Annotated in this window: 24 protein-coding genes; 8 read left to right on the top strand and 16 right to left on the bottom strand. The window is 52.5% G+C overall.

Going from position 1 to position 19,489, the window contains the following annotated elements:
- The first annotated feature begins 3 nt into the window (after positions 1 to 3).
- Complete coding sequence (locus DFR42_RS17480) at positions 4 to 648, top strand: glutathione S-transferase family protein (protein ID WP_110256314.1); 645 nt, start codon at positions 4 to 6, stop codon at positions 646 to 648.
- 14 nt (positions 649 to 662) lie between these two features.
- Positions 663 to 1,457: a spermine/spermidine synthase domain-containing protein gene (locus tag DFR42_RS17475; protein ID WP_342766852.1), complete on the top strand. Its 795-nt coding sequence runs from the start codon at positions 663 to 665 to the stop codon at positions 1,455 to 1,457.
- A gap of 23 nt (positions 1,458 to 1,480) precedes the next feature.
- Here DFR42_RS17475 and DFR42_RS17470 read toward each other — a convergent pair whose 3' ends face one another.
- From DFR42_RS17470 to pabB, 7 genes are all read right to left on the bottom strand, one after another.
- Complete coding sequence (locus DFR42_RS17470) at positions 1,481 to 1,876, bottom strand: VOC family protein (RefSeq protein ID WP_110256313.1); 396 nt, start codon at positions 1,874 to 1,876, stop codon at positions 1,481 to 1,483.
- Between the two features lie 69 nt (positions 1,877 to 1,945).
- The gene (locus DFR42_RS17465; protein ID WP_110256312.1) at positions 1,946 to 2,311 is read right to left on the bottom strand and encodes an SLOG family protein; all 366 of its coding nucleotides are present in this window, start codon (positions 2,309 to 2,311) and stop codon (positions 1,946 to 1,948) included.
- A gap of 24 nt (positions 2,312 to 2,335) precedes the next feature.
- Entirely contained in the window at positions 2,336 to 3,136 is an 801-nt protein-coding gene (locus DFR42_RS17460; RefSeq protein ID WP_110256311.1) for an ABC transporter ATP-binding protein, read from the bottom strand.
- Complete coding sequence (locus tag DFR42_RS17455; protein ID WP_110256310.1) at positions 3,136 to 4,965, bottom strand: branched-chain amino acid ABC transporter ATP-binding protein/permease; 1,830 nt, start codon at positions 4,963 to 4,965, stop codon at positions 3,136 to 3,138. Before DFR42_RS17455 ends, DFR42_RS17460 begins: the two co-directional genes overlap by 1 nt.
- Entirely contained in the window at positions 4,965 to 6,014 is a 1,050-nt protein-coding gene (locus DFR42_RS17450; RefSeq protein ID WP_110256309.1) for a branched-chain amino acid ABC transporter permease, read from the bottom strand. Before DFR42_RS17450 ends, DFR42_RS17455 begins: the two co-directional genes overlap by 1 nt.
- A gap of 100 nt (positions 6,015 to 6,114) precedes the next feature.
- Positions 6,115 to 7,278, bottom strand: a complete 1,164-nt coding sequence (locus tag DFR42_RS17445; RefSeq protein ID WP_110256308.1) for an ABC transporter substrate-binding protein — start codon at positions 7,276 to 7,278, stop codon at positions 6,115 to 6,117.
- 247 nt (positions 7,279 to 7,525) lie between these two features.
- The gene (gene pabB / locus DFR42_RS17440) at positions 7,526 to 9,391 is read right to left on the bottom strand and encodes an aminodeoxychorismate synthase component I (RefSeq protein WP_245937003.1); all 1,866 of its coding nucleotides are present in this window, start codon (positions 9,389 to 9,391) and stop codon (positions 7,526 to 7,528) included.
- Positions 9,392 to 9,618: 227 nt separating this feature from the next.
- Here pabB and DFR42_RS17435 point away from each other — a divergent pair, with 227 nt between their 5' ends.
- A complete protein-coding gene (locus tag DFR42_RS17435) occupies positions 9,619 to 10,902 on the top strand; it encodes a sensor domain-containing diguanylate cyclase (protein ID WP_170133567.1) in 1,284 nt (427 codons plus the stop codon).
- Between the two features lie 19 nt (positions 10,903 to 10,921).
- Here the strand turns inward: DFR42_RS17435 and DFR42_RS17430 are convergent, their stop codons facing one another.
- The 5 genes from DFR42_RS17430 to argB all read right to left on the bottom strand — a co-directional run bounded on the left by DFR42_RS17430 (position 10,922) and on the right by argB (position 14,615).
- Positions 10,922 to 11,365 carry an Mpo1 family 2-hydroxy fatty acid dioxygenase gene (locus DFR42_RS17430; RefSeq protein WP_110256306.1) on the bottom strand — a complete coding sequence of 148 codons (444 nt, stop codon included), beginning with the start codon at positions 11,363 to 11,365 and terminating at the stop codon, positions 10,922 to 10,924.
- A gap of 40 nt (positions 11,366 to 11,405) precedes the next feature.
- Positions 11,406 to 12,179 (bottom strand): helix-turn-helix transcriptional regulator, encoded by a 774-nt coding sequence (locus tag DFR42_RS17425; RefSeq protein WP_110256305.1) that lies wholly within the window; start codon positions 12,177 to 12,179, stop codon positions 11,406 to 11,408.
- An 81-nt stretch (positions 12,180 to 12,260) separates the two neighbouring features.
- Positions 12,261 to 12,836, bottom strand: a complete 576-nt coding sequence (gene slmA / locus DFR42_RS17420; RefSeq protein WP_110256304.1) for a nucleoid occlusion factor SlmA — start codon at positions 12,834 to 12,836, stop codon at positions 12,261 to 12,263.
- 117 nt (positions 12,837 to 12,953) lie between these two features.
- A complete protein-coding gene (locus tag DFR42_RS17415; RefSeq protein WP_110256303.1) occupies positions 12,954 to 13,652 on the bottom strand; it encodes a pyrimidine 5'-nucleotidase in 699 nt (232 codons plus the stop codon).
- Positions 13,653 to 13,682: 30 nt separating this feature from the next.
- A complete protein-coding gene (gene argB / locus DFR42_RS17410; protein WP_245937002.1) occupies positions 13,683 to 14,615 on the bottom strand; it encodes an acetylglutamate kinase in 933 nt (310 codons plus the stop codon).
- A 100-nt stretch (positions 14,616 to 14,715) separates the two neighbouring features.
- Between argB and DFR42_RS17405 the strand changes: the two genes are divergently transcribed.
- From DFR42_RS17405 to DFR42_RS17385, 5 genes are all read left to right on the top strand, one after another.
- A complete protein-coding gene (locus DFR42_RS17405; RefSeq protein WP_110256302.1) occupies positions 14,716 to 15,285 on the top strand; it encodes a sigma-70 family RNA polymerase sigma factor in 570 nt (189 codons plus the stop codon).
- Positions 15,286 to 15,299: 14 nt separating this feature from the next.
- The gene (locus tag DFR42_RS17400) at positions 15,300 to 15,542 is read left to right on the top strand and encodes a zf-HC2 domain-containing protein (protein ID WP_110256301.1); all 243 of its coding nucleotides are present in this window, start codon (positions 15,300 to 15,302) and stop codon (positions 15,540 to 15,542) included.
- Positions 15,539 to 15,763 (top strand): cysteine-rich CWC family protein, encoded by a 225-nt coding sequence (locus DFR42_RS17395; RefSeq protein WP_110256300.1) that lies wholly within the window; start codon positions 15,539 to 15,541, stop codon positions 15,761 to 15,763. Before DFR42_RS17400 ends, DFR42_RS17395 begins: the two co-directional genes overlap by 4 nt.
- A gap of 77 nt (positions 15,764 to 15,840) precedes the next feature.
- Entirely contained in the window at positions 15,841 to 16,548 is a 708-nt protein-coding gene (gene folE / locus DFR42_RS17390; RefSeq protein WP_110256299.1) for a GTP cyclohydrolase I, read from the top strand.
- A gap of 12 nt (positions 16,549 to 16,560) precedes the next feature.
- Complete coding sequence (locus DFR42_RS17385) at positions 16,561 to 16,986, top strand: BLUF domain-containing protein (protein ID WP_110256298.1); 426 nt, start codon at positions 16,561 to 16,563, stop codon at positions 16,984 to 16,986.
- A 26-nt stretch (positions 16,987 to 17,012) separates the two neighbouring features.
- Here the strand turns inward: DFR42_RS17385 and DFR42_RS17380 are convergent, their stop codons facing one another.
- From DFR42_RS17380 to DFR42_RS17365, 4 genes are read right to left on the bottom strand one after another with little or no spacing between them, the layout of a single operon-like run.
- Positions 17,013 to 17,519: a DinB family protein gene (locus tag DFR42_RS17380; protein ID WP_110256297.1), complete on the bottom strand. Its 507-nt coding sequence runs from the start codon at positions 17,517 to 17,519 to the stop codon at positions 17,013 to 17,015.
- A 59-nt stretch (positions 17,520 to 17,578) separates the two neighbouring features.
- The gene (locus DFR42_RS17375) at positions 17,579 to 18,169 is read right to left on the bottom strand and encodes a LemA family protein (protein ID WP_110256296.1); all 591 of its coding nucleotides are present in this window, start codon (positions 18,167 to 18,169) and stop codon (positions 17,579 to 17,581) included.
- 50 nt (positions 18,170 to 18,219) lie between these two features.
- Positions 18,220 to 18,873 (bottom strand): BON domain-containing protein, encoded by a 654-nt coding sequence (locus tag DFR42_RS17370; RefSeq protein WP_110256295.1) that lies wholly within the window; start codon positions 18,871 to 18,873, stop codon positions 18,220 to 18,222.
- The gene (locus tag DFR42_RS17365; RefSeq protein WP_110256294.1) at positions 18,866 to 19,462 is read right to left on the bottom strand and encodes a phosphoheptose isomerase; all 597 of its coding nucleotides are present in this window, start codon (positions 19,460 to 19,462) and stop codon (positions 18,866 to 18,868) included. The genes DFR42_RS17370 and DFR42_RS17365 overlap by 8 nt, the downstream gene beginning before the upstream one ends.
- Positions 19,463 to 19,489: the final 27 nt, after the last annotated feature.

Below are 19,489 nucleotides of genomic sequence, written 5' to 3'. Positions count from 1 at the left end.
AACATGTACACCCTGTATTACTGCCCCGGCACAGCCAGCATGGTCATACACCTGGCTTTATTGGAAATTGGTGCCGCGCATGAATTGAAACTGGTTGATGTAGAAAAGAAGCAGCAAAAAGATCCTGAGTACCTGCGCCTGAATCCGAATGGTGTCGTACCCACCCTGGTTATAGATGGCCGCCCTTATCTGGAATCAGCGGCCTTGCTGATGCTCTTGTCCGAACGCCATCCTGAAGCAGGGATGATACCAGCCGCAGGCACAGTGGAACGCGATCAATGGCGGCAATGGATCATCTTCATCAGCGGCAGCCTGCAATCCGCCTTCCGCGCCTGGTTTTATCCATCTGAACTGGGCTTTGAAGAACATAGCGAAGCAACCCGTGCAGCCCTGCAGCAACGTATCGCTGCCATCTGGGATCAACTGGACCTGCATCTGAGCAAGAACGGCCCCTACCTGCTGGGTGAGACATTTTCTGCGGTCGACTTGCAACTGACCATGCTGATGCGCTGGTCACGCAATATGCCGCGCCCGGCGACTGAATGGCCTGCCCTGAGCAAGCTGGCACAACTGATCACTGCCCGCCCCAGCTGGCAAAAAATGATGGAAATCGAAGCCCTGGATGTATGGCCGAAAGCCAGGAATTAATGCTTGAGAAGCTCATGCAAAAAATGGGGCTGAATTTATACAAGACGACACAGGCAGCCAGCACAGAACTGCCTGAAGTAACCATTGCCGAGCATCTTGGTGTGCGCACCCTGCATTTGTCCTCGGACGCCATACAGGGTGCCATGCGCATGGGCATGCCCGACCAGATAGAACTGGAATACGTACAGCAAATGATGATGTGGATGCTGTTTAAAACAGCACCGCAACACATAGTCCAGCTCGGCCTGGGTGCCGCATCGCTGACCAAGTTTTGCTACCGCAATTTTGCAGATGCCAGGGTGACAGCAGTCGAACTCAACCCCAGGGTCATCGCCACCTGCCACCAGCATTTCAAACTGCCAGTGAATGACAAACGCCTGCAAGTGCTGTGCATGAATGCGCTGGATTACGTCAACGACAGCGCCAACCACGGCAAGGCAGATGTCTTGCAGATTGATTTATATGACGCCGCTGCCGAAGCCCCGGCACTGAGCAGCACAGCCTTTTATCAGGCCTGCGCCGACACCCTCAATGAGGATGGCATGCTGACTGTCAACCTGTTTGGCAACCCACAGAATTACCGCGCCAACTGCAATGCCAATCTGGCCGCCCTGCAAGAAGCATTTGACGCCGTTGTCTGGCTGCCACTGGTACACGATGCCAATACCGTCGCGATCGCTTTCAAACAAGCCCCCGCCGTAGATTTTGAAGACTTGTATGAACGTGCAACGGCGATACGACTGGCCTATAAATTACCTGCGGCGAAATGGGTGAATGGTCTGAAAGCCTGGATGGCGGAACAAGCCTGAATCCTGAATATCATTTACATCATTCACTCTTCCACATGATGGCAACACACACACAGCTTGTTGCCATCAGGGTCGCGGAAATACGCGCCATAATAATTGGGGTGATAGTTCAGACGCAGGCCAGGCGGGCCTTCGCAGGTGCCACCGTTTGCCAGCGCCGCTTCATAGGCACGTCTTACTGTTGCGCGTGATGCCGCCAGCAAAGCCACCATCTGGCCATTGCCATGTTGTGCTGGTTCGCCATTGAAAGGCTTGCCAATGACGAACAGCGGGCGCGGCTGGTCAGCGGCCATCCAGCCTGCCCAGGGTTCAGCGGCGTCCTTGAATTTCAGGACCAGGCCCAGTTCATTCATCAGTGCAGAATAAAACGCATAAGATTTGTCGAAATCGTGTATACCTATGGATACATGGGAAATCATGGTTTTTCCTTCGCCGCTGTTACTACAGTTATTACTACATCTATTGCTGCGTCTGCTATTCTGCGTCTTCTATTGCGTGAAAATCCTGACCGGTATCTGTGCTTGCTCAGCAAGTGTTACAGCATGCTGCGTGCCGCGGGCGCAACCGGACTTGCCATAGTCAGCATGAAATGCCAGCACCATATCTATGCCTGTCGCCAGCATCCGGACATTCAAGCCCTTCCATCCCTCACCAGGAAAAGCGCGGTAATCAGCATTGGTCTTTTTCATGGCCTCAACAGCAAATCCAAATTCCAGTGCGACTACCTTGGCATGGGCGTCTATGCCCGGTGTATCGCCGGTAACGATGGTGGTATGCGCTGGCAGCCTGGAAAGTTCGCGGCGTATCGCTGCCTCGCTGTCCCACTTGGTGGCACCTGTGATTAATACTCTCATACTAAAAAGTTTAACACAGCCAGATCAGTGATTCTTTTTTGCCAGGCCCAAGTAAGTATCTATCACGCGCTGGTCATTCGCCAGTTCTGCGGCATCACCTTCGAGCGCAATCTGCCCTGTTTCCAGCACATAGGCATAGTCAGCCACCTGCAAGGCAGCGCGGGCGTTTTGTTCTACCAGTAAAATCGCGACGCCGGTTTGCTTGAGGCGCTGAATGATATGGAAAATTTCCTTGACGATCAGCGGCGCGAGACCCAGGCTGGGTTCATCCAGCATCAGCAATTGTGGCTTGGCCATGAGGGCGCGGCCTACTGCCAGCATCTGGCGTTCACCACCGGACAAGGTCCCTGCTTCCTGGGTACGTCTTTCCTTGAGGCGCGGGAACAGATCAAACACCACGTCGAGCTGGTCAGCATAGTTTTTTTCACCGGCCTGGTAGCGGCGATAACTGCCCAGCAAGAGATTGTCTTCCACCTTCATGCTGGCAAACAATTCGCGTTTTTCTGGCACTAGTGACATGCCCTGGGCGACGCGGTTTTCTATGCTGACACTGGCGAGGTTTTTATCAGCTAATAATATCTGGCCGCGCATGCTGCCTGTCGCCGGCAATGCGCCAGCGATGGCATTGAGCATGGTGGATTTGCCAGCTCCATTTGGACCAATGACGGTTACGATTTGCCCGGCACCTACACGTATATTGGCTGGCTGCAAAGCCTCTACCTTGCCGTAAAATACTTGCAGGTCTTTGGTGTACAGCAAAGCCGGTTCGGACAGGGATGTGTTTGCCAAAACCGCTGGAGTATTTTTTTGAATATCTACCGTCATCAGTCTATCCCACCCAGATAAGCTTCCAGCACTGCCGGATTTTGTTGTACTTCTTGTGGCAAGCCTTCGGCAATCTTGGTGCCAAACTCCATGACCACCAGTTGATCTGTCAGGTTCATGACGAAGTCCATGTCATGCTCGACCAGCAGGATGCTCATGCCTTCGGCACGCAGTTTGCGCAAGAGTTCGGCCAGTTCCTGTTTTTCTTTATAGCGCAAACCAGCGGCTGGCTCATCAAGTAACAGCAAACTAGGATCGCAACACAGCGCCCTGGCGATTTCCAAAATGCGTTGCTGGCCCAGTGCAAGGCTGCCTGCTTCTTCATTGATCAGATGCGCCAGGCCTACCCGCTCCAACTGCCTTTTCGCTTCTGCCAGCAAGGAATTTTCTACCTTACCGTCGCGGCGCAAAATACTGGCGATGACTTCCATGACATCACCACCCTTGGTACGCAGATGGCCGCCTATGGCGACGTTTTCCAATACTGTCATGCTCGCCAGCAAACGTACATGCTGGAAGCTGCGGCCTATGCCGAGCTTGACGATTTCACGCGATGGCAGGTTGGCGATATCCTGCAGTTTGCCGTCCTTATAAAAACGCACGGCACCGCTGGTTAGCGGCAGCACACCAGTGACCAGATTGAACATCGTCGATTTGCCTGCACCATTCGGTCCTATCAGGCCAACGATCTGGCCTGCGCTGACAGTGAACTGCATGTCATTGACAGCAACCAGGCCACCAAATTGCTTGCGGGCCTTGTCGATTTCAAGGATGACTGTATCGACTGCCGGTTTGGCGCGCACTGGCAATACCGCCGCATCTGTGGCGACCTGTATGCCTTTGTCTTCTGGTAGCCATTTGGCAAACAGACGCTTGCTAAAGCTGGCCAGATAAGGCCAGACACCGTCACGCGCACGTTGCAGCAGCAAGACCAGCAATACGCCAAACACGATGACTTCAAAATTGCCATTCGCGCCCAGCAATGCAGGCAGGATGCTTTGCAGTTTGTCTTTCAGCAGAGTAAGCAGGGCCGAACCCAGCAAGGCACCCCAGACATGGCCTGCCCCACCCACCACAGCCATGAACAGGTATTCGATGCCTTGATTCAAACCAAAAGGTGTAGGGTTGACTGCACGTTGCATATGCGCATACAGCCAGCCTGAAACACTGGCCAGCATGGCAGCGATAACAAAGATGATGACCTTCATGCGCGCTGTATTGACACCCATGGCTTCTGCCATGACACCGCCACCCTTGAGTGCACGGATGGCGCGGCCAGGGCGCGATTGCAACAGGTTCTGGATAGCGACGATGGATAGCAGCAGTATGATCCAGATCAGCGCAAACATGCTGCGTCCGCTATCGAGTTTATAGCCGGCGATTTGTATGGCTGGTATGCCATTGAGGCCATCGTATTTGCCAAGGAATTCCAGATTGCCGAACAGGAAAAACAGCGACAGGCCCCAGGCGATCGTACCCAGTGGCAGATAGTGACCAGACAGGCGCATGGTAATCAGACCTATCGCCAGCGCCGCCGCCATGGTCAGCACCAGGCCTGCCAGCAAACCAACCCAGGGGGAATAGCCCAGGGCAGTGCTCAGGTAAGCAGTTGAGTAAGCACCCAGACCGACGAAAGCTGCCTGGCCAAATGAGGTCATGCCACCTACCCCGGTCAGCAATACCAGGCCAAGCGCGACGATCGCATACAGGCCTATGTAGTTGGCCAGGGTAATCCAGAATTCAGGTACTGGTAATAGCGGGAACAGCAGGACCAGCGCCAGCAATACCCATTTACCGTGTTTGATGCCGTTGGTGATGAGTGTCTTCATTATTCTTCATCCTCATCATTATGTTTGCTGGACAGTGAGCGCCACAGCAAGACCGGGATAATCAGGGTAAATACGATAACCTCCTTATAGGCACTGGCCCAGTAAGATGAATACGATTCCAGCAAACCCACCAGCAGAGCACCCGCTGCCGCTACCGGATAAGACACCAGGCCACCGACGATGGCACCGACAAAGCCTTTCAGGCCTATCAAAAAGCCGCCGTCGTAATACACGGTCGTCATCGGGGCGATCAATACGCCACACAATGCACCCATGGCTGCGGCCAGGGTGAATGCCAGACGACCCGCCTGTATAGTACCGATACCCACCAGTTGCGCACCCAGACGATTGACCGCAGTAGCCCGCAAAGCCTTGCCAGACAGGCTGCGTTCAAAATAGAAATACAGGGCAGCTATCAACAGAGCAGAGACGGCAATCACCACCAGGCTTTGGCCAGATATCTGCATTGCACCCAGTTCAAAACGGGCATCGCTGAACGCGGTAGTGCGTGAACCCTCGGCACCGAACATGACCAGGCCCATGCCCGTCAGGGCAAAGTGCACACCAACAGAAACAATCAGCAAGACCAGGGTGCTGGCTTCTGCGAGGGGTTGATAAGCCAGGCGATAAATCATCGGCCCCATGGGTACGACTATTGCCAGCGCCAATAAGACTTGTGCAAACAAGGACCATTCCTGGACAGCGACATTACGCGCCAGCAACCAGACAGCCACAGGAAACAGCAGCAGCTTGCCAGCGGACAAAGCCAGCGCCCTGGCATTCACAGGCTGTTTGCTGCGCACCTGCAAATACACTTCCTTGCCCAGACACAACAAGCCAAAAGCCAGGAGCAGGCTGGCAGAGTGCGGGAATTTGCCAGACTGTATGGCAGCCAGGCTGAGGGCACCAAAGGCGACAAACTCGCCTTGCGGTATAAAGATGATCCGCGTGACGGAAAACACCAGCACCAGCGCCAATGCCAGCAAGGCATAGATGGCACCACTGGTAATACCATCCTGGGCGAGGATGGCGGCAATTGAAAAATCCATGTAAACCTGACTTTCTTGCGTACTAGTTCAAGCATGGCCCTCTATACTTTGGGCCGAACAAAAAGGGAGCCGCAGCTCCCTTGATCACTTCATCAATACATCAGTTAGCCTGACCGATCAACTTCCACTTGCCATTGACGATTTGTACCATGACACGAGAACGCTGGTCGAAGCCCAGATGGTCAGTGTCCGTCATATTCACGATGCCATGCGAGACTGGCAGGTTGACCGTATTTTCCAGCGCAGTACGCAAGGCAGCGCGGAATTCCTTGCTACCTGGCTGGGCCTTTTTCAAAGCCACTGTCGCTGCAGATTCCAGCAACAGGCTGGCGTCCCAGGCATGACCGCCAAAGGTGGAAACAGAACCCACACCATATTCTTTTTCATAGGCCTTGACATAGCGCATGGCAGATTTCTTGACTGGATTTTCGTTAGGCAATTGCTCAGCTACCAGCAGAGGGCCTGCTGGTAACCAGGTGCCTTCACAATCCTTGCCGCAAACGCGCAGGAAGTCATTATTGGCGACACCGTGAGTTTGATAAATTTTGCCCTTGTAGCCGCGCTCTTTCAGCGTTTTTTGTGGCAGGGCGGCTGGCGTACCAGCACCGGCGATCAGGACTGCATCAGGATTTGTCGCCAGGATTTTGAGGATCTGGCCAGTGACAGAAGTGTCACTGCGGGCAAAGCGTTCATTGGCAACTACCTTGAGTTTGCGCAATTCCGCAATCTTGGAGAATTCCTTGTACCAGCCTTCACCGTAGGCATCAGCAAAGCCTATGAAGGCGACTGTTTTTACGCCAGCATCATTCATGTGACCGGTGATCGCGGTAGACATATGCGAATCATTTTGCGGTGTCTTGAATACCCAGTAACGCTTGGAGTCGATAGGAGAAATAATGGCAGAAGACGCCGCCATGGATATCATCGGTGTTTCGCTTTCCGCTGCCACGTCTATCATGGCCAGGGAATTAGGCGTGATAGTAGAACCGATAAGGATATCGACCTTGTCTTCAGCAATCAGCTTGCGGGCATTTTTGACCGCTGTAGTGGTATCGGATGCATCATCGAGGACAATGTATTCAATCTTTTTGCCAGCGATTTCTTTTGGCAACAGGGCAAAGGTATTTTTTTCAGGGATGCCCAAAGAAGCTGCGGGGCCGGTAGCGGATACGTTGACGCCAACCTTGATCTGGGCATGGGCATTGCCTGCCAATACCAGCGATAACATGGCAGGCAAAGCCGCCAGTAAAAACCGTTTCTTCATGGGTAATCTCCTGTTTTGCAATTATCTGCTATTTATATTTGATGCATTAATAAACATGCAATTTACCAACCGAGCGGTCGGTTAATTTTTTCTCAGTGTAACCTTTCCTTCGTGCAGGCACAATATTTAAGCAAGATCAATTTTCTCGCCCAAGGTGGAATCCATCTTTATACTTCAGATAGGCAAGTTTAGTCAGCTTTGCTTGCATATGATTGAACAAATCAACAACACAATTCAACAATACAGCTCAGCACAATAGATCAACAACAAATGCACCACGCAGGGAATTGCACAGCATGATTTGCTCTGCTGCCCGCACATCTGCCAGCGTCAGGACTTGTTCTGTCAACTGGTAGCGTCTGTCTTCCAGCAAAATCGCCCGCATGATGCCAGGGAGCACACCGTCTTCCAGTGGCGGTGTCAGCCATCTGCCGTCCAGCTTCAGCAAGACTGTACTGCGCCCGCCTTCGGTCAAATGCCCGCGTTCGTTAAAAAACAACATGTCAAATGCGCCTTGCTGCTCAGCCGCCTGCCAGGCAGCGTCATATTGCTGACGCAAGCTGCTTTTGTGGCGCAGGAACAAATTGCGGCTATCACTGGCAGTGCTGGCCAGCATAACTTTGGGATGCTCTGGCATGGAACTCAGCACTGCAGTACGCACTTCCAGTTCACCATCCGGCTTTAATGCCAGGCGCAGCCTGTGTGGTGTGGCGGAAGGCAAGGCATCACAGACTTGCTGTAATGTTAATTTGATTTGCTCATGATCCCAGGCAAAGCCGAAATACTGCGCCGATGCATGCAGGCGCTGCAAATGTCGCGATTGATGACGGCAACCCTCCTCCAGCGTTGCATGCATGGTTTCAAACAATTCAAACTGCGGCAGCAAGCCAGTCAAAAAGCGCGCTTTTAAATGACACTCTGCATATTCTTCCTGCGCCACGCTGTCATAGACTATGCCTGCACCTACACCCAGCACGCCACGACGTACTGCAGGCTGCGCATCATGCTCAGGTGCCTGCAATTGCAGGGTACGTATCGGTACCGACAAACAAAAATCTCCCGGTGCGCCTGCCTGTGCTGGCGGATCAAACCAGCCTATGGCACCGGTGTAGAGGCCGCGCGGTCCGGTCTCCAGCTCACGGATGATTTGCATGGTGCGGTGTTTGGGTGCGCCAGTAATCGAGCCACACGGGAACAGGGCTGTCAGTATCTGCCCCAGGTCCAGGCCGTCCTGCAAGTCAGCTTCTACCGTCGAAGTCATTTGCAGTACGCTGGAAAAGCGGTTGACTTCAAAGAGTTTGGGAACCCTGACTGTGCCTGTCCTGGCAATGCGCCCGAGGTCATTGCGCAGCAAGTCAACAATCATTAGGTTTTCGGCGCGGTTTTTTGTGTCGGCAGCGAGTCCGGCTGCCAGAAGTTTATCCTGCTCAGCATCCCCAGTCGCGGCTGCCGTTCCCTTCATGGGGCGGGCCAGCAATTTGCCCTGCTGCTGACGCACGAATAATTCTGGTGAGAGCGAGACGATGGCCTCGCCACCGGGCAGGCAGATCAGTGCGCCATAGGGCACGGGTTGCCGCTGGCGCAAGCGGCTGTAAAGCGCTATTGGCGTGCCGTAACTGTCGAAATGCAAACGATAGGTGTAATTGACCTGATAGGTGTCGCCTGCGGCGATGTATTCCCTGACGCTGGCTATGCCAGCCTCAAACTGGCTGGCGTCGACACTGGCCTGTATGTTCGCTATGCCTGAAACTTCTTCTGCTGTTGTCTGCGACTGCAAAAATGCAGCGACTTGCTGGCTGTCCAGGATATGGCATTGCCTGAACAAAAGTATGCGTGACACCGCTGGCGCAGCGTGGGCGGTAATGCCTTGCAATTGCGCCCCGGTTTCATAGGACAGCAGGGCCAGGGCAAAGCTGCCTTGCTGCAAAGCCGCTTCGGCATCGCGCCACAAGGCTGGCCATTCCTGTGCGGTGCTGCAAACCAGCACGCTGTGCAAATCGCAGTAAAAACGCGATTGCGCCTCTTGCGCATGGGCGTCATCAAGCAGGGCAAAACACTCCCCAGGCTGAGGCAGGGAAAATGGCAAAACAGGGCTGTTGGAAAAATCTGACACGCGGATTCAGGCTAACATAGAGATGTGCGGCAGTTTACTCGCAGATGCAAGATTCTGCATAAAGTATGCAGGCATTGAATTCAGGCACTTTTTTTTATGACATCATACTGGCAGATAGGTATAGTTGCTCATATTCACATAGCTCATCATGCTGATATTTATATTCAGCAGTTTCCACAGGGTAATTCGCAATATTTCTCATGCAAAACACTTATTTCAGGCTACCGATGGCAAAGCGTATTTTCCGCCAGAATTTGCTGGGCATGGCTGGTGCACTGCTAGCTGCCTTGGTATTGGGTCTGATCTTGTCTGCCTGCCTGCAGCAAAAAAACCTGCGTGCAGAAGCCTTGTACAAGGCAGATATCCTGGCAAGTAATCTCGCCGATGCGATGATCGCCAATGACATGCGGCAATTACAAAGCCTGCTGCTGAATGCCACCAATACCCCGGATATGCAGACCGCCAATGTCTACGACAAAAATGGCCAGCCACTGCTGGCCTGGACTGCCCAGGGACAATTGATCAAGACCAGTGGCGTGCCAGCCGCGACTTTGCTCAGGCATCATGATGTGAATTTTCATGCAGGCAATTTCACCGCCAACAGCCCGGTGCTGAGTGGCACTACGCTGATCGGACAGGTGCAATTGCAACTCAGTACCTGGCCCTGGTATCAGCACATACTCTTGTTTTTATTGATCGCCGGTTTTCTGTCCATCTTTATTACCGCGCTGGCAGCTTACTGGCTGACCAACAAGCAATTGCGTTCCATGCAACCCATCATGGAATTAAGCGTGATGGCAGAAAAAGTCGCGACCCTGGGTGATTACAGCCTGCGCGCACCGCAAGACCCGGAACATGAACTGGGTAGCCTGAACATGCATTTCAATCTCATGCTGGCCCGCATGGAAGCCTGGGAAAATGATATGCAAAGCGAAGCCAAAGAGAGGCGCGAAGCAGACAGCCGTCTGGCTATCCTGAACAATCACGACAGCCTGACCAAACTGCCCAACCGCCATTACTTCCACAGGTTGCTCAGCAATTGCCTCGAAGATGCGGTCGCCAATAATGAAATGGCAGCCTTGATGTTCATCGATCTGGATCACTTCAAGCGGCTCAGTGAAAGTTTTGGTTACGATGCCGGCGACCTCATCCTGGCAACCATGGCCAACCGCCTGTGTGGTGTCTTGCGCAGCACCGATACCCTGTGCCGTGTAGATGGTGATGAATTCGCCGCCATCATGCCCAATGTAGGCAGCGTGGAAGTGGTGCAGCATCTGGCAGAAAGACTGGTACAAGCCATCAACCAGCCCATGACTTTGCGCGGCCAGCAAATCCTGCTAAGCGCCAGCATAGGTATAGCCTGCTGTCCTTTGCATGCGAAAGAACAGCGGCTATTCCTGCATCATGCCGATATCGCCCTGAAAGCCGCTAAAACCAGTGGCCGCAATACCTGGCGTTTATATAGCAATGATCTGCCAAAAACTTCGCATGCAGTGCAGCTCAGCATTTGACAGATCAGCATCTGAAAGATCAATACGCGATATGCAGGCGACGATATAAAAAGCTCAGCACAAACAGCGGGCCTACCAGCAGGAAACGTATGTCTTCAAAGAAAGACGGTTTCTTGCCTTCTATCTTGTGACCTATGAACTGACCTATCCAGGCAATCACGAAAATGCCCAGGGATATCTGCCACATCAGGTGTTGCGGTAGTTGTGAGAGTATCCACAGCATCGTGCCCGACATGGCCAGCATGCCAAAGGCAAACGGTACTGAGAGTGTCATGTAGTAAATCAGCGACACTACCGTGGCAGCAAGGGCAGCCAGTGGGTGGACCGCCCAGATCAGTCCCAGAAAGGACAGCACGATGACAGGTACACAGACAAAGTGGATCAGTTCATTGGTGGGGTTCAGATGGCTTTCACTGTATTTCGCCAGCAGTTGCTCTATCTGTCTGGAATTGCTTTGTTGCATGAGGGTCTCCTGAGTATTGTTATATACCCAGAGTAATCCATCAAATGGCTTCCTGCTTGAACGCAATCGCCATCCTGTGCAATTCTGAGGGCGCTACCCCCATCATGCTGCGGAAAGTACGGCTCATATGCGCCAGATCGGCAAAGCCGGATGCATGGGCAGCAGCAGTCATATTATTGCCCTGGGCTACCGCCGCCACCGCCTCCACCATGCGCGACCATAGCAGATAGCGCGACAGCGACATGCCGGTTTGCTGGCGGAATAAATGGGTGAAACGGCTTTCAGATAAATGCACTAGCCTGGCCAGGCTCTCGCCATCGCAATCTGCGCCATGGCTACCGGCAATGGCTTCCAGCGCACTGGCAATGCGGTGATCAAGTGGCGCGCCTGTCTGGCTTTGTGGCAGGGCACAGGCTTGCCAGGTTTGCCGTATATGCAGTGCAGCGGCCATGTCCAGGGACTGATGGCGGTTGTCAGCCAGGCTGCTTGCCAGCGTCTGGAATGCAGGATGATCAGCAAAGGCAGCCTGTAAATCCGTCCCATTCAATTTTACCGCCTCAGGCATTTCCAGGAACAGATGCGCCAGCATGCCGCCATCGCTGTCTATCTGATGCGCATCATGCGGCGCAAAGCTGGCGCTACGGGTTTCTGTCCAGTCGTGATCTGCCTGCAGGCGGGCGCGGAACGGGCGCTCCAGCCCAAAGCTGAGTTGCAGGGCGTAATGGGTATGCAGGGATGAGTCTATGCCCGGTGAAATCACCAGGGCGGCTCCACGCCATAGAAATAAACGTCCGGGTTGCTGAGGCAGCTTCATCAGTAGCTTCAAAATCCTGTGTAAACAAAACACGGACTATGATGCGTCAGCCAGCGATGAAGTGCAATCGGGTCTGATTGATTAGCGCAACAGCAAGGCGACATGCATGGTCGCCTGCTCGGTCGGCAGTAATTTGAAGCCTGTCTTGGCAAAGCGTAACCAGCGGCCCATGACAAAACTGCACAAAAGGCTGGCACGTGCCTGCGCTTCTTCTTCGGCAAAATGGCCCTGGCTGGCAGCCAGGCGCAAAGACTGACGGAAAGCCATTTCCATGCGTTCTGCCAGCTGGTTCATGCGTAATTGCAGGCGTTCATCTTCATTGACAAGAGCATCACCGATCAGCACGCGCGTCATGCCGGGATTGCGCTCGGCAAAATTGAGCAACATCATGATGATGGACTGTGCTTGCACCATGCCATCTTCCTGGCTTTCATTGATCTGGTTGATGAGACCAAAGATCGAAGCTTCGATGAATTCGATCAGGCCTTCAAACATTTGCGCCTTGCTGGCGAAATGGCGGTAGAGCGCGGCCTCAGACACGGCTACCTTGGCGGCCAGCGCAGCGGTCGTGACCTTTTCACCTTTGGGATGCTCAAGCATCGCCGCCAGCGTCTGGAGTATTTGTAGTTTACGTTCGCCGGGTTTGGTACTGGCCATAGAGTGTCAAATAGTGGATTCAAAAAAGGATGCAGCAATACCGTCACACCCGGGGCGAGATTCTAAAGACCAGCAGCCCAGTACGCAATCCCCTTCACATTTTGTCTGTACGCTATATCAGGCGCGCAGACGATGAATATGACGGGCGAGTTGTATGACAGATTTTACTTTGACGTCGGCACAGGCAGCAGCTCTTTTACGCTGATGGGCAGGAGTATACCCTGTGACCCAGGCAGTGCGCAGACCTTCTTGCTTTGCAGCAAGCAAATTCTCCACACTATCTTCCACCAGGATACAGTCTCTAGCCTGCTTGCCGTAGGTCGCCAGCAACTTGCGCAAATACGGGCGTGAAGGCTTGGGCTGCAATTGCCCGTGCACACGCATGGCCTCCACCGGGATATGCGCATCAAAATGCTTGTGCAAACCCATGTGCCGGAGTACCCGGCCTGAATACACGCGCGGCGCATTGGTCAGCAAAATCTTTTTACCTGGCAGGCGGCGCAAAAGTTTTTTCAAACCGCGCTCATACCTGATCATCGCACTGAGGTCATCAAAATGATGCACCTCTTGCAAAAATTCATCTGCCCTGACGCCATGATGCCTGACCATGCCCAGCATGGTGACGCCATAGCGGGCATAGTATTGCTGGCGTATGGCATTCACGCTCTCAGCATCTGCCGGTTTGCCGTCCCGCCCCAGCACACGCGCCAGGAAAGCATTCATGTTCTGGCTGATGACAGGGAAAATCGCATGTGAAGCATTGTGCAGCGTATTGTCCAGATCAAACAGCCACAAGGGCTCGGAACGCCTAGGCATGCAGGCGCTCCACCAACTGATATTGATTCATCAATGGCTGCGTATCATGGTGCCGAAGGCTTGTTCGGTCAGCACTTCCAGCAACAGTGAATGCTCAATACGGCCATCAATGATGTGAACGGTATTCACGCCGGATTTAGCAGCATCGAGTGCCGATGAAATTTTTGGCAACATGCCGCCAGAGATAGTACCGTCAGCGAACATTTCATCAATTTCACGGGCCGACAAGTCAGTCACCAGATTGCCCTGTTTGTCGAGTACACCAGGGATATTGGTCATCATGATGAGCTTTTCAGCTTTCAGAATTTCGGCAATCTTGCCTGCGACCAGATCGGCATTGATGTTGTAAGCCTGGCCATCTGAACCAAAACCGATAGGGGAAATGATAGGGATGAAGGCATCATCCTGCAGAGCTTTAACAACAGCCGGGTTGATGGCATCGATCTCACCAACAAAACCGATGTCCAGCATGGCACCCGGGTTTTCACGGTCTGGCATCATCATCTTGCGGGCGCGGATCAGGCCGCCATCTTTACCAGTCAGGCCCACGGCCTGGCCACCGTAGTGGTTGATGAGCATGACGATATCTTGCTGGACTTCACCACCGAGTACCCATTCAACGACTTCCATGGTTTCTTCATCGGTGATGCGCATACCCTGGATAAAGGTACCCTGCTTGCCCATTTTTTTGAGGGCATTATCAATTTGCGGGCCGCCACCATGCACCACAACCGGGTTCATGCCTACTAGTTTGAGCAAAATGACATCACGGGCAAAGCCGTGCTTCAGGCGTTCTTCTGTCATGGCATTGCCGCCGTATTTGACGACGATGGTTTTGCCATGGAATTTACGGATATAAGGCAGGGCTTCCGCCAGAATTTCAGCCTTGATGGCTGGTTCCACACCTGCCAACCGGTCTTCCGGTGCAAGTTCTTCTGTCGTGTTTGCGTTCAAATCGCTCATAATGACGGTATATCCTGAAGGTATGATAGTGGGTTATTTCATCAAGCCTGAATTTTACAGGATTTGAGCCCAAAGCTTTTCCAATTCCGTCACCAGACTTATGACATCGATCACAGATTTGCATCAACAACTGGAAAACCTGCGTCCAGGGCTGTATCGCTTTGCACAATTGCAACTGCGCAATGAGTGCGCTGCAGAAGATGCAGTGCAAGAAACTTTGCTGGCCGTGCTGGAAAAACCAGACAGCTTTGCTGGCAATTCATCCTTGCGCACTTATGTGACCGGCATACTGAAGTTCAAGATCATCGACCATTTGCGCTCTTTAAAAAGAGAAAAGCCACTGGAAACCAGGGATGATGAATCTGAAGATGATTTAATAGACAGTTTATTTAATGCCAATGGCCATGCCCTCAGCACGCCATCCAGCTGGGGCGCACCAGAAGCCACATTGCAGCAAAAGGATTTTTTTCGTGTACTTGAGCTTTGCCTGGAAAACCTGCCTGCCAAAACAGCAAGGGTTTTCATGATGCGCGAGTGGCTGGAACTGGAAACCGAAGAAATTTGTAAGGAATTGGACTTGAGCACGTCTAACCTGTGGGTAGTGCTGTATCGCGCCCGCCTGCGTTTGCGCGAATGCCTGGATTTGAACTGGTTTGGATTGAAGACCTGAGAGAGAGGAAAAACATGCCATTATTTTTAGCTTGCAAACAGGCACACCAGCTCATCTCGGAAGGTATGGACCGCCCACTGAGCCTGCCAGAACGTGCCCAATTGAAAATGCATCTGGCGATTTGCCATTATTGCACCGGTTTCAACGGGCAAATGTCTTTCTTGCGCCAGGCCATGCGGCAGTCAGCCATACAGGGTTTGCCAGAAAGGGGAACAGAAGAGCAACGGCCGTCATCCCCTGCGAAAGGTGATGCATGAGCATCTGCCCACGTTGCCAGCGTGAATTTACTTGTGCCATGGCAGATAATACCGGCCAGGCATGCTGGTGCACTGCCCTGCCGCCAATCGCTTTTAAAAAATTACCTGATGGCGAGTTGAAAGTCGATGCCAGTTGCTTTTGTCCGCATTGCCTGCCACAGTGGAAGGCAGAACGTGAAGCAGAATACCAGCTTAACAACAGTTCGCAGCCCGCTGCTTAGCTAACAGGCTCAGCAGGGGTCGCAACGCCAATTTGACAATTCAGTTACCATAGGCTTTTTACATCCCGGTTTTCAGCATGTCCAACGATACGCCCTTAGCTTACAAAGCTGTCAATATCCCCGTCTCGCAGCGCATACGTGAACGCATCACGGCCAGCAAGACGCGTTTTCACGCGAATGACAATATTGCCCGTTTCATTGAAGCAGGCGAGATGGATGAATTGCAGGCCGAAGTTGAAGAAAAGCTGCGTGCCGTGCTGGAAAGCCTGGTCATCGATACCGAGAGTGACCATAACACCCAGGATACTGGCCGCCGTGTCGCCAAGATGTTCATACAGGAAGTGTTCAAGGGCCGTTATGTGCCCATGCCTCCAGTCACCGAATTCCCGAATGCCTCGCATTTGAATGAACTGATGATCATCGGCCCTATCACCGTTCGCAGTGCCTGCTCACATCATCTGTGCCCGATTATTGGCAAGGTGTGGATAGGTGTCATGCCGAACGAACATTCCAATCTGATAGGCTTGTCGAAATATGCCCGCATTGCAGAATGGGTCATGAGCCGCCCACAGATACAGGAAGAAGCAGTAGTGCAACTGGCCGACACCCTGCAAGAAAAAATGCAGCCAGATGGCCTGGCAGTCGTCATGGAAGCTGACCATTTTTGCATGCATTGGCGAGGTGTGAAAGACATGGGTGCTGCCATGATTAATAGTGTGATGCACGGTTCTTTTTTGAAGGATGCGAACCTGCGCCGTGAATTCTTATCTCTGATCAAACGCTAACCAGGACTTGCCATGCTAGTACGCTTACTTTACGCCAGCCGCGCAGTGGATGAAAAAATGTGCGACATCGTACAATCCATCGTCAGCCAGTCACGTCAGCATAATCCGCAACATGGCATTACCGGTGTACTTTGCCACAGCGACCAGGTCTTCATGCAAGTGCTGGAAGGTGGCCGGGAAGCCGTCAATACCTTGTACAGCCATATCCTGCGCGACGAGCGTCATACTGATGTGATGCTGCTTGATTACGAAGAAATCCTGGAACGCCGTTATGCAGGCTGGACCATGGGCCAGGCCAATATGAGCAAGATCAATCCTTCGATCTTGTTGAAATATTCACCCTTGCCTGTACTCGACCCGCACCGCATGTCAGGCAAGATATTGCTGGCCCTCATTGATGAATTGATGGCGACTGCGTCAGTCGTGGGACGGACCTGAGGCAGATATTTACTCCTGCCCAAGTTTCACTGGTGGATGCGTCGCTCAGGTTCATGCCTGTGCAAAAACTTTGTCAAAGAATCAGGCGGGGAACTGATGCCCATGCCTTCCAGAATTTGTCCCACGCAACCGCGGTGATAGCCACCATGGGTAATCACGTGCAACAACATCTCTTCGCGAGTCATTGTTCCCTGATCTCCGTCCGTGAAGGCAAATTGCACGGACTGCTTCATGCGCTCAACGCTGAGTCCAGATACAAAATCCAGATACCAGTTGTCAGTCTCGCTGACAATCTCGCGTAACGCCGATAAATCCGGTATCTTTTCTGAATTTGTCGATGTAAAACCGGCAGCGCCGGTTCCGCTCAGATGTCCCTTGAATATCCTGTCCACGACATTGACATGATCAAGTGTGTGCAGCATAGCTAGGTATTCGTCCGGATAACGTTGAGCATCAAATCTGGCGAGAGCGGCATGCACTTCCACATTCGCCCAGGCCTTGTAACTGAAGAGTGAAACCAGAATACCATCCATATACACGAGACTCCTTCGCGACTGTTTGGGATTATGCTGCTAATGATGTGATGAACTGATTATGCAGGAGCAAGCTGCTGTGATGCATTACTATCAAACGCTGCCACCTGCATTAATTCAGCAGTATGAAAACCGAACATATTGGCGACGACGGGGCCAGGAAAATGTTGCATGCTCTCGTTATATTGCAGGACGCAATCATTGTAGGCTTGCCGGGCAAAACTGATCTTGTTTTCAGTATCATTTAATTCCCCGCTCAGTCTTTGCATATTTGGATTAGCCTGCAAATCCGGGCATGCATCGACAATGGCGAACATTCTGCCCAGACTCACGGTCAGTCTGTCTTCCGCTGCTGCCAGATGTAGTATCGCGATACCTAGCAGAGGATGAAAACTGGCCATGGAATTTGCCGTGACAGCTTCATTCAGGGCGGCAATCACGGCTTCCAGCGCATCGCGCTCCTGCGACATGTAACCCTTGGCAACTTCAACCATATTGGGTATCAGTTCATAACGACGCTTGAACTGTATATCCATTTGCGAAAATGCATATTTAATGCGCCTGCGTGAATTGAGCAGGCGTTTTTGTATGCCCAGCACCCAGAATGCCAGTATTGCAAAGATGACCGCTAAAACGATCATGGCAATCATGATGTCTCCAGAAAAAACAAAACCGGCAAACTATTGCCGGTCATGCTGGTTTAATTATCGCTCGGAGGATTCTTGCTTGGCGTAGACTGGAAAGTCTTCAATTCTTCTTCGCTGATGTATTCAAATACTTTCACTACTTTGCGTACACCATTGATGCTGCTGGCAAGATCTGCCGCACGGTTGCCTTCAGCCTGGGTGACCCGGCCCATGAGGAAGACCACGGCACCTTCAGTAACCACTTTGAAAGCGGTAGCAGAAACGTCCTTGGCATCGACAAAAGTAGCCTTGACCTTGGTGGTGATCAGCGCATCGTTGGAGCGCGAAGTATAGTTGGATACCGGTGCAATAATGAGTTCATTGGCCACCGAGACTACGCCGTCAATCGCGCGTATTTCACGCTCTGCAAGTGCCTTGGCATTGTCATCGACCACTTCACCAGTCAGCAGGACACGGCGGTTAAAGGAGTTGACATCGACGTGACCATGTTTTCCCAGCAAGCCTGGCAGGCGTGCCTCGCCCTTGATGACGATGGCCTTGTCATCAGTTTGCGCACCAAATGTACGGCGGTCAGTGGCGGCAAATGTACCGATCACGGCACTGCCTACTACCATCTCCACACAGCCTTGCAGGCTCAGGGCAGCAGCACAGCACAGGCTGATGGCAGCCACGGGCCTGGTCATTTTGCTCAAGGACTTCTTAATCATCAGCGTCACCTCCGAATAATGCGGCATCTATGCCGTCACACAAACAATGTATGGTCAATAAATGAACTTCCTGTATGCGTGCTGTCCTGTCATGCGGTACGCAGATATGGACATCGGCTTCAGTCAGGATATTCGTGATTTCTCCACCGCCCTTGCCAGTCAGCGCCACGACACGCATGTCCCGCTCCAGCGCAGCGTTAATAGCATTTACCACGCTCAGCGAATTGCCGGACGTGGATAAGGCTAGCAAGATATCGCCAGACTGGCCAAATGCCTGTACTTGCTTGGAAAACACTTCATTGAAACTGTAGTCATTGGCGACTGCAGTCAGAATCGAAGTATCTGTCGTCAGCGCCATTGCCGGTAAAGGCAGGCGTTCACGCTCGAAGCGCCCTACCAGCTCGGCGGCAAAATGCTGGCAGTCAGCAGCAGAACCGCCGTTCCCGCAGGCGAGTATCTTGTTGCCATTAGACAGCGCCGAGAACATGAGTTCCACGGCGTCTGAAATAGGCTGGGCCAGCTCGGTGCCAGCCCGCATCTTTAATTCTGCACTTTCCTGGAAGTGCGCCAATATGCGTTGATTTGTCATAATGCTTACTTAGTCTGATTGCGTCAG

Source organism: Undibacterium pigrum, from assembly GCF_003201815.1.
Taxonomy (GTDB): Bacteria; Pseudomonadota; Gammaproteobacteria; order Burkholderiales; family Burkholderiaceae_D; genus Undibacterium; species Undibacterium pigrum.
Note: the sequence above shows the minus strand (reverse complement) of the source record. Positions and strands in the feature narration are given on the sequence as shown.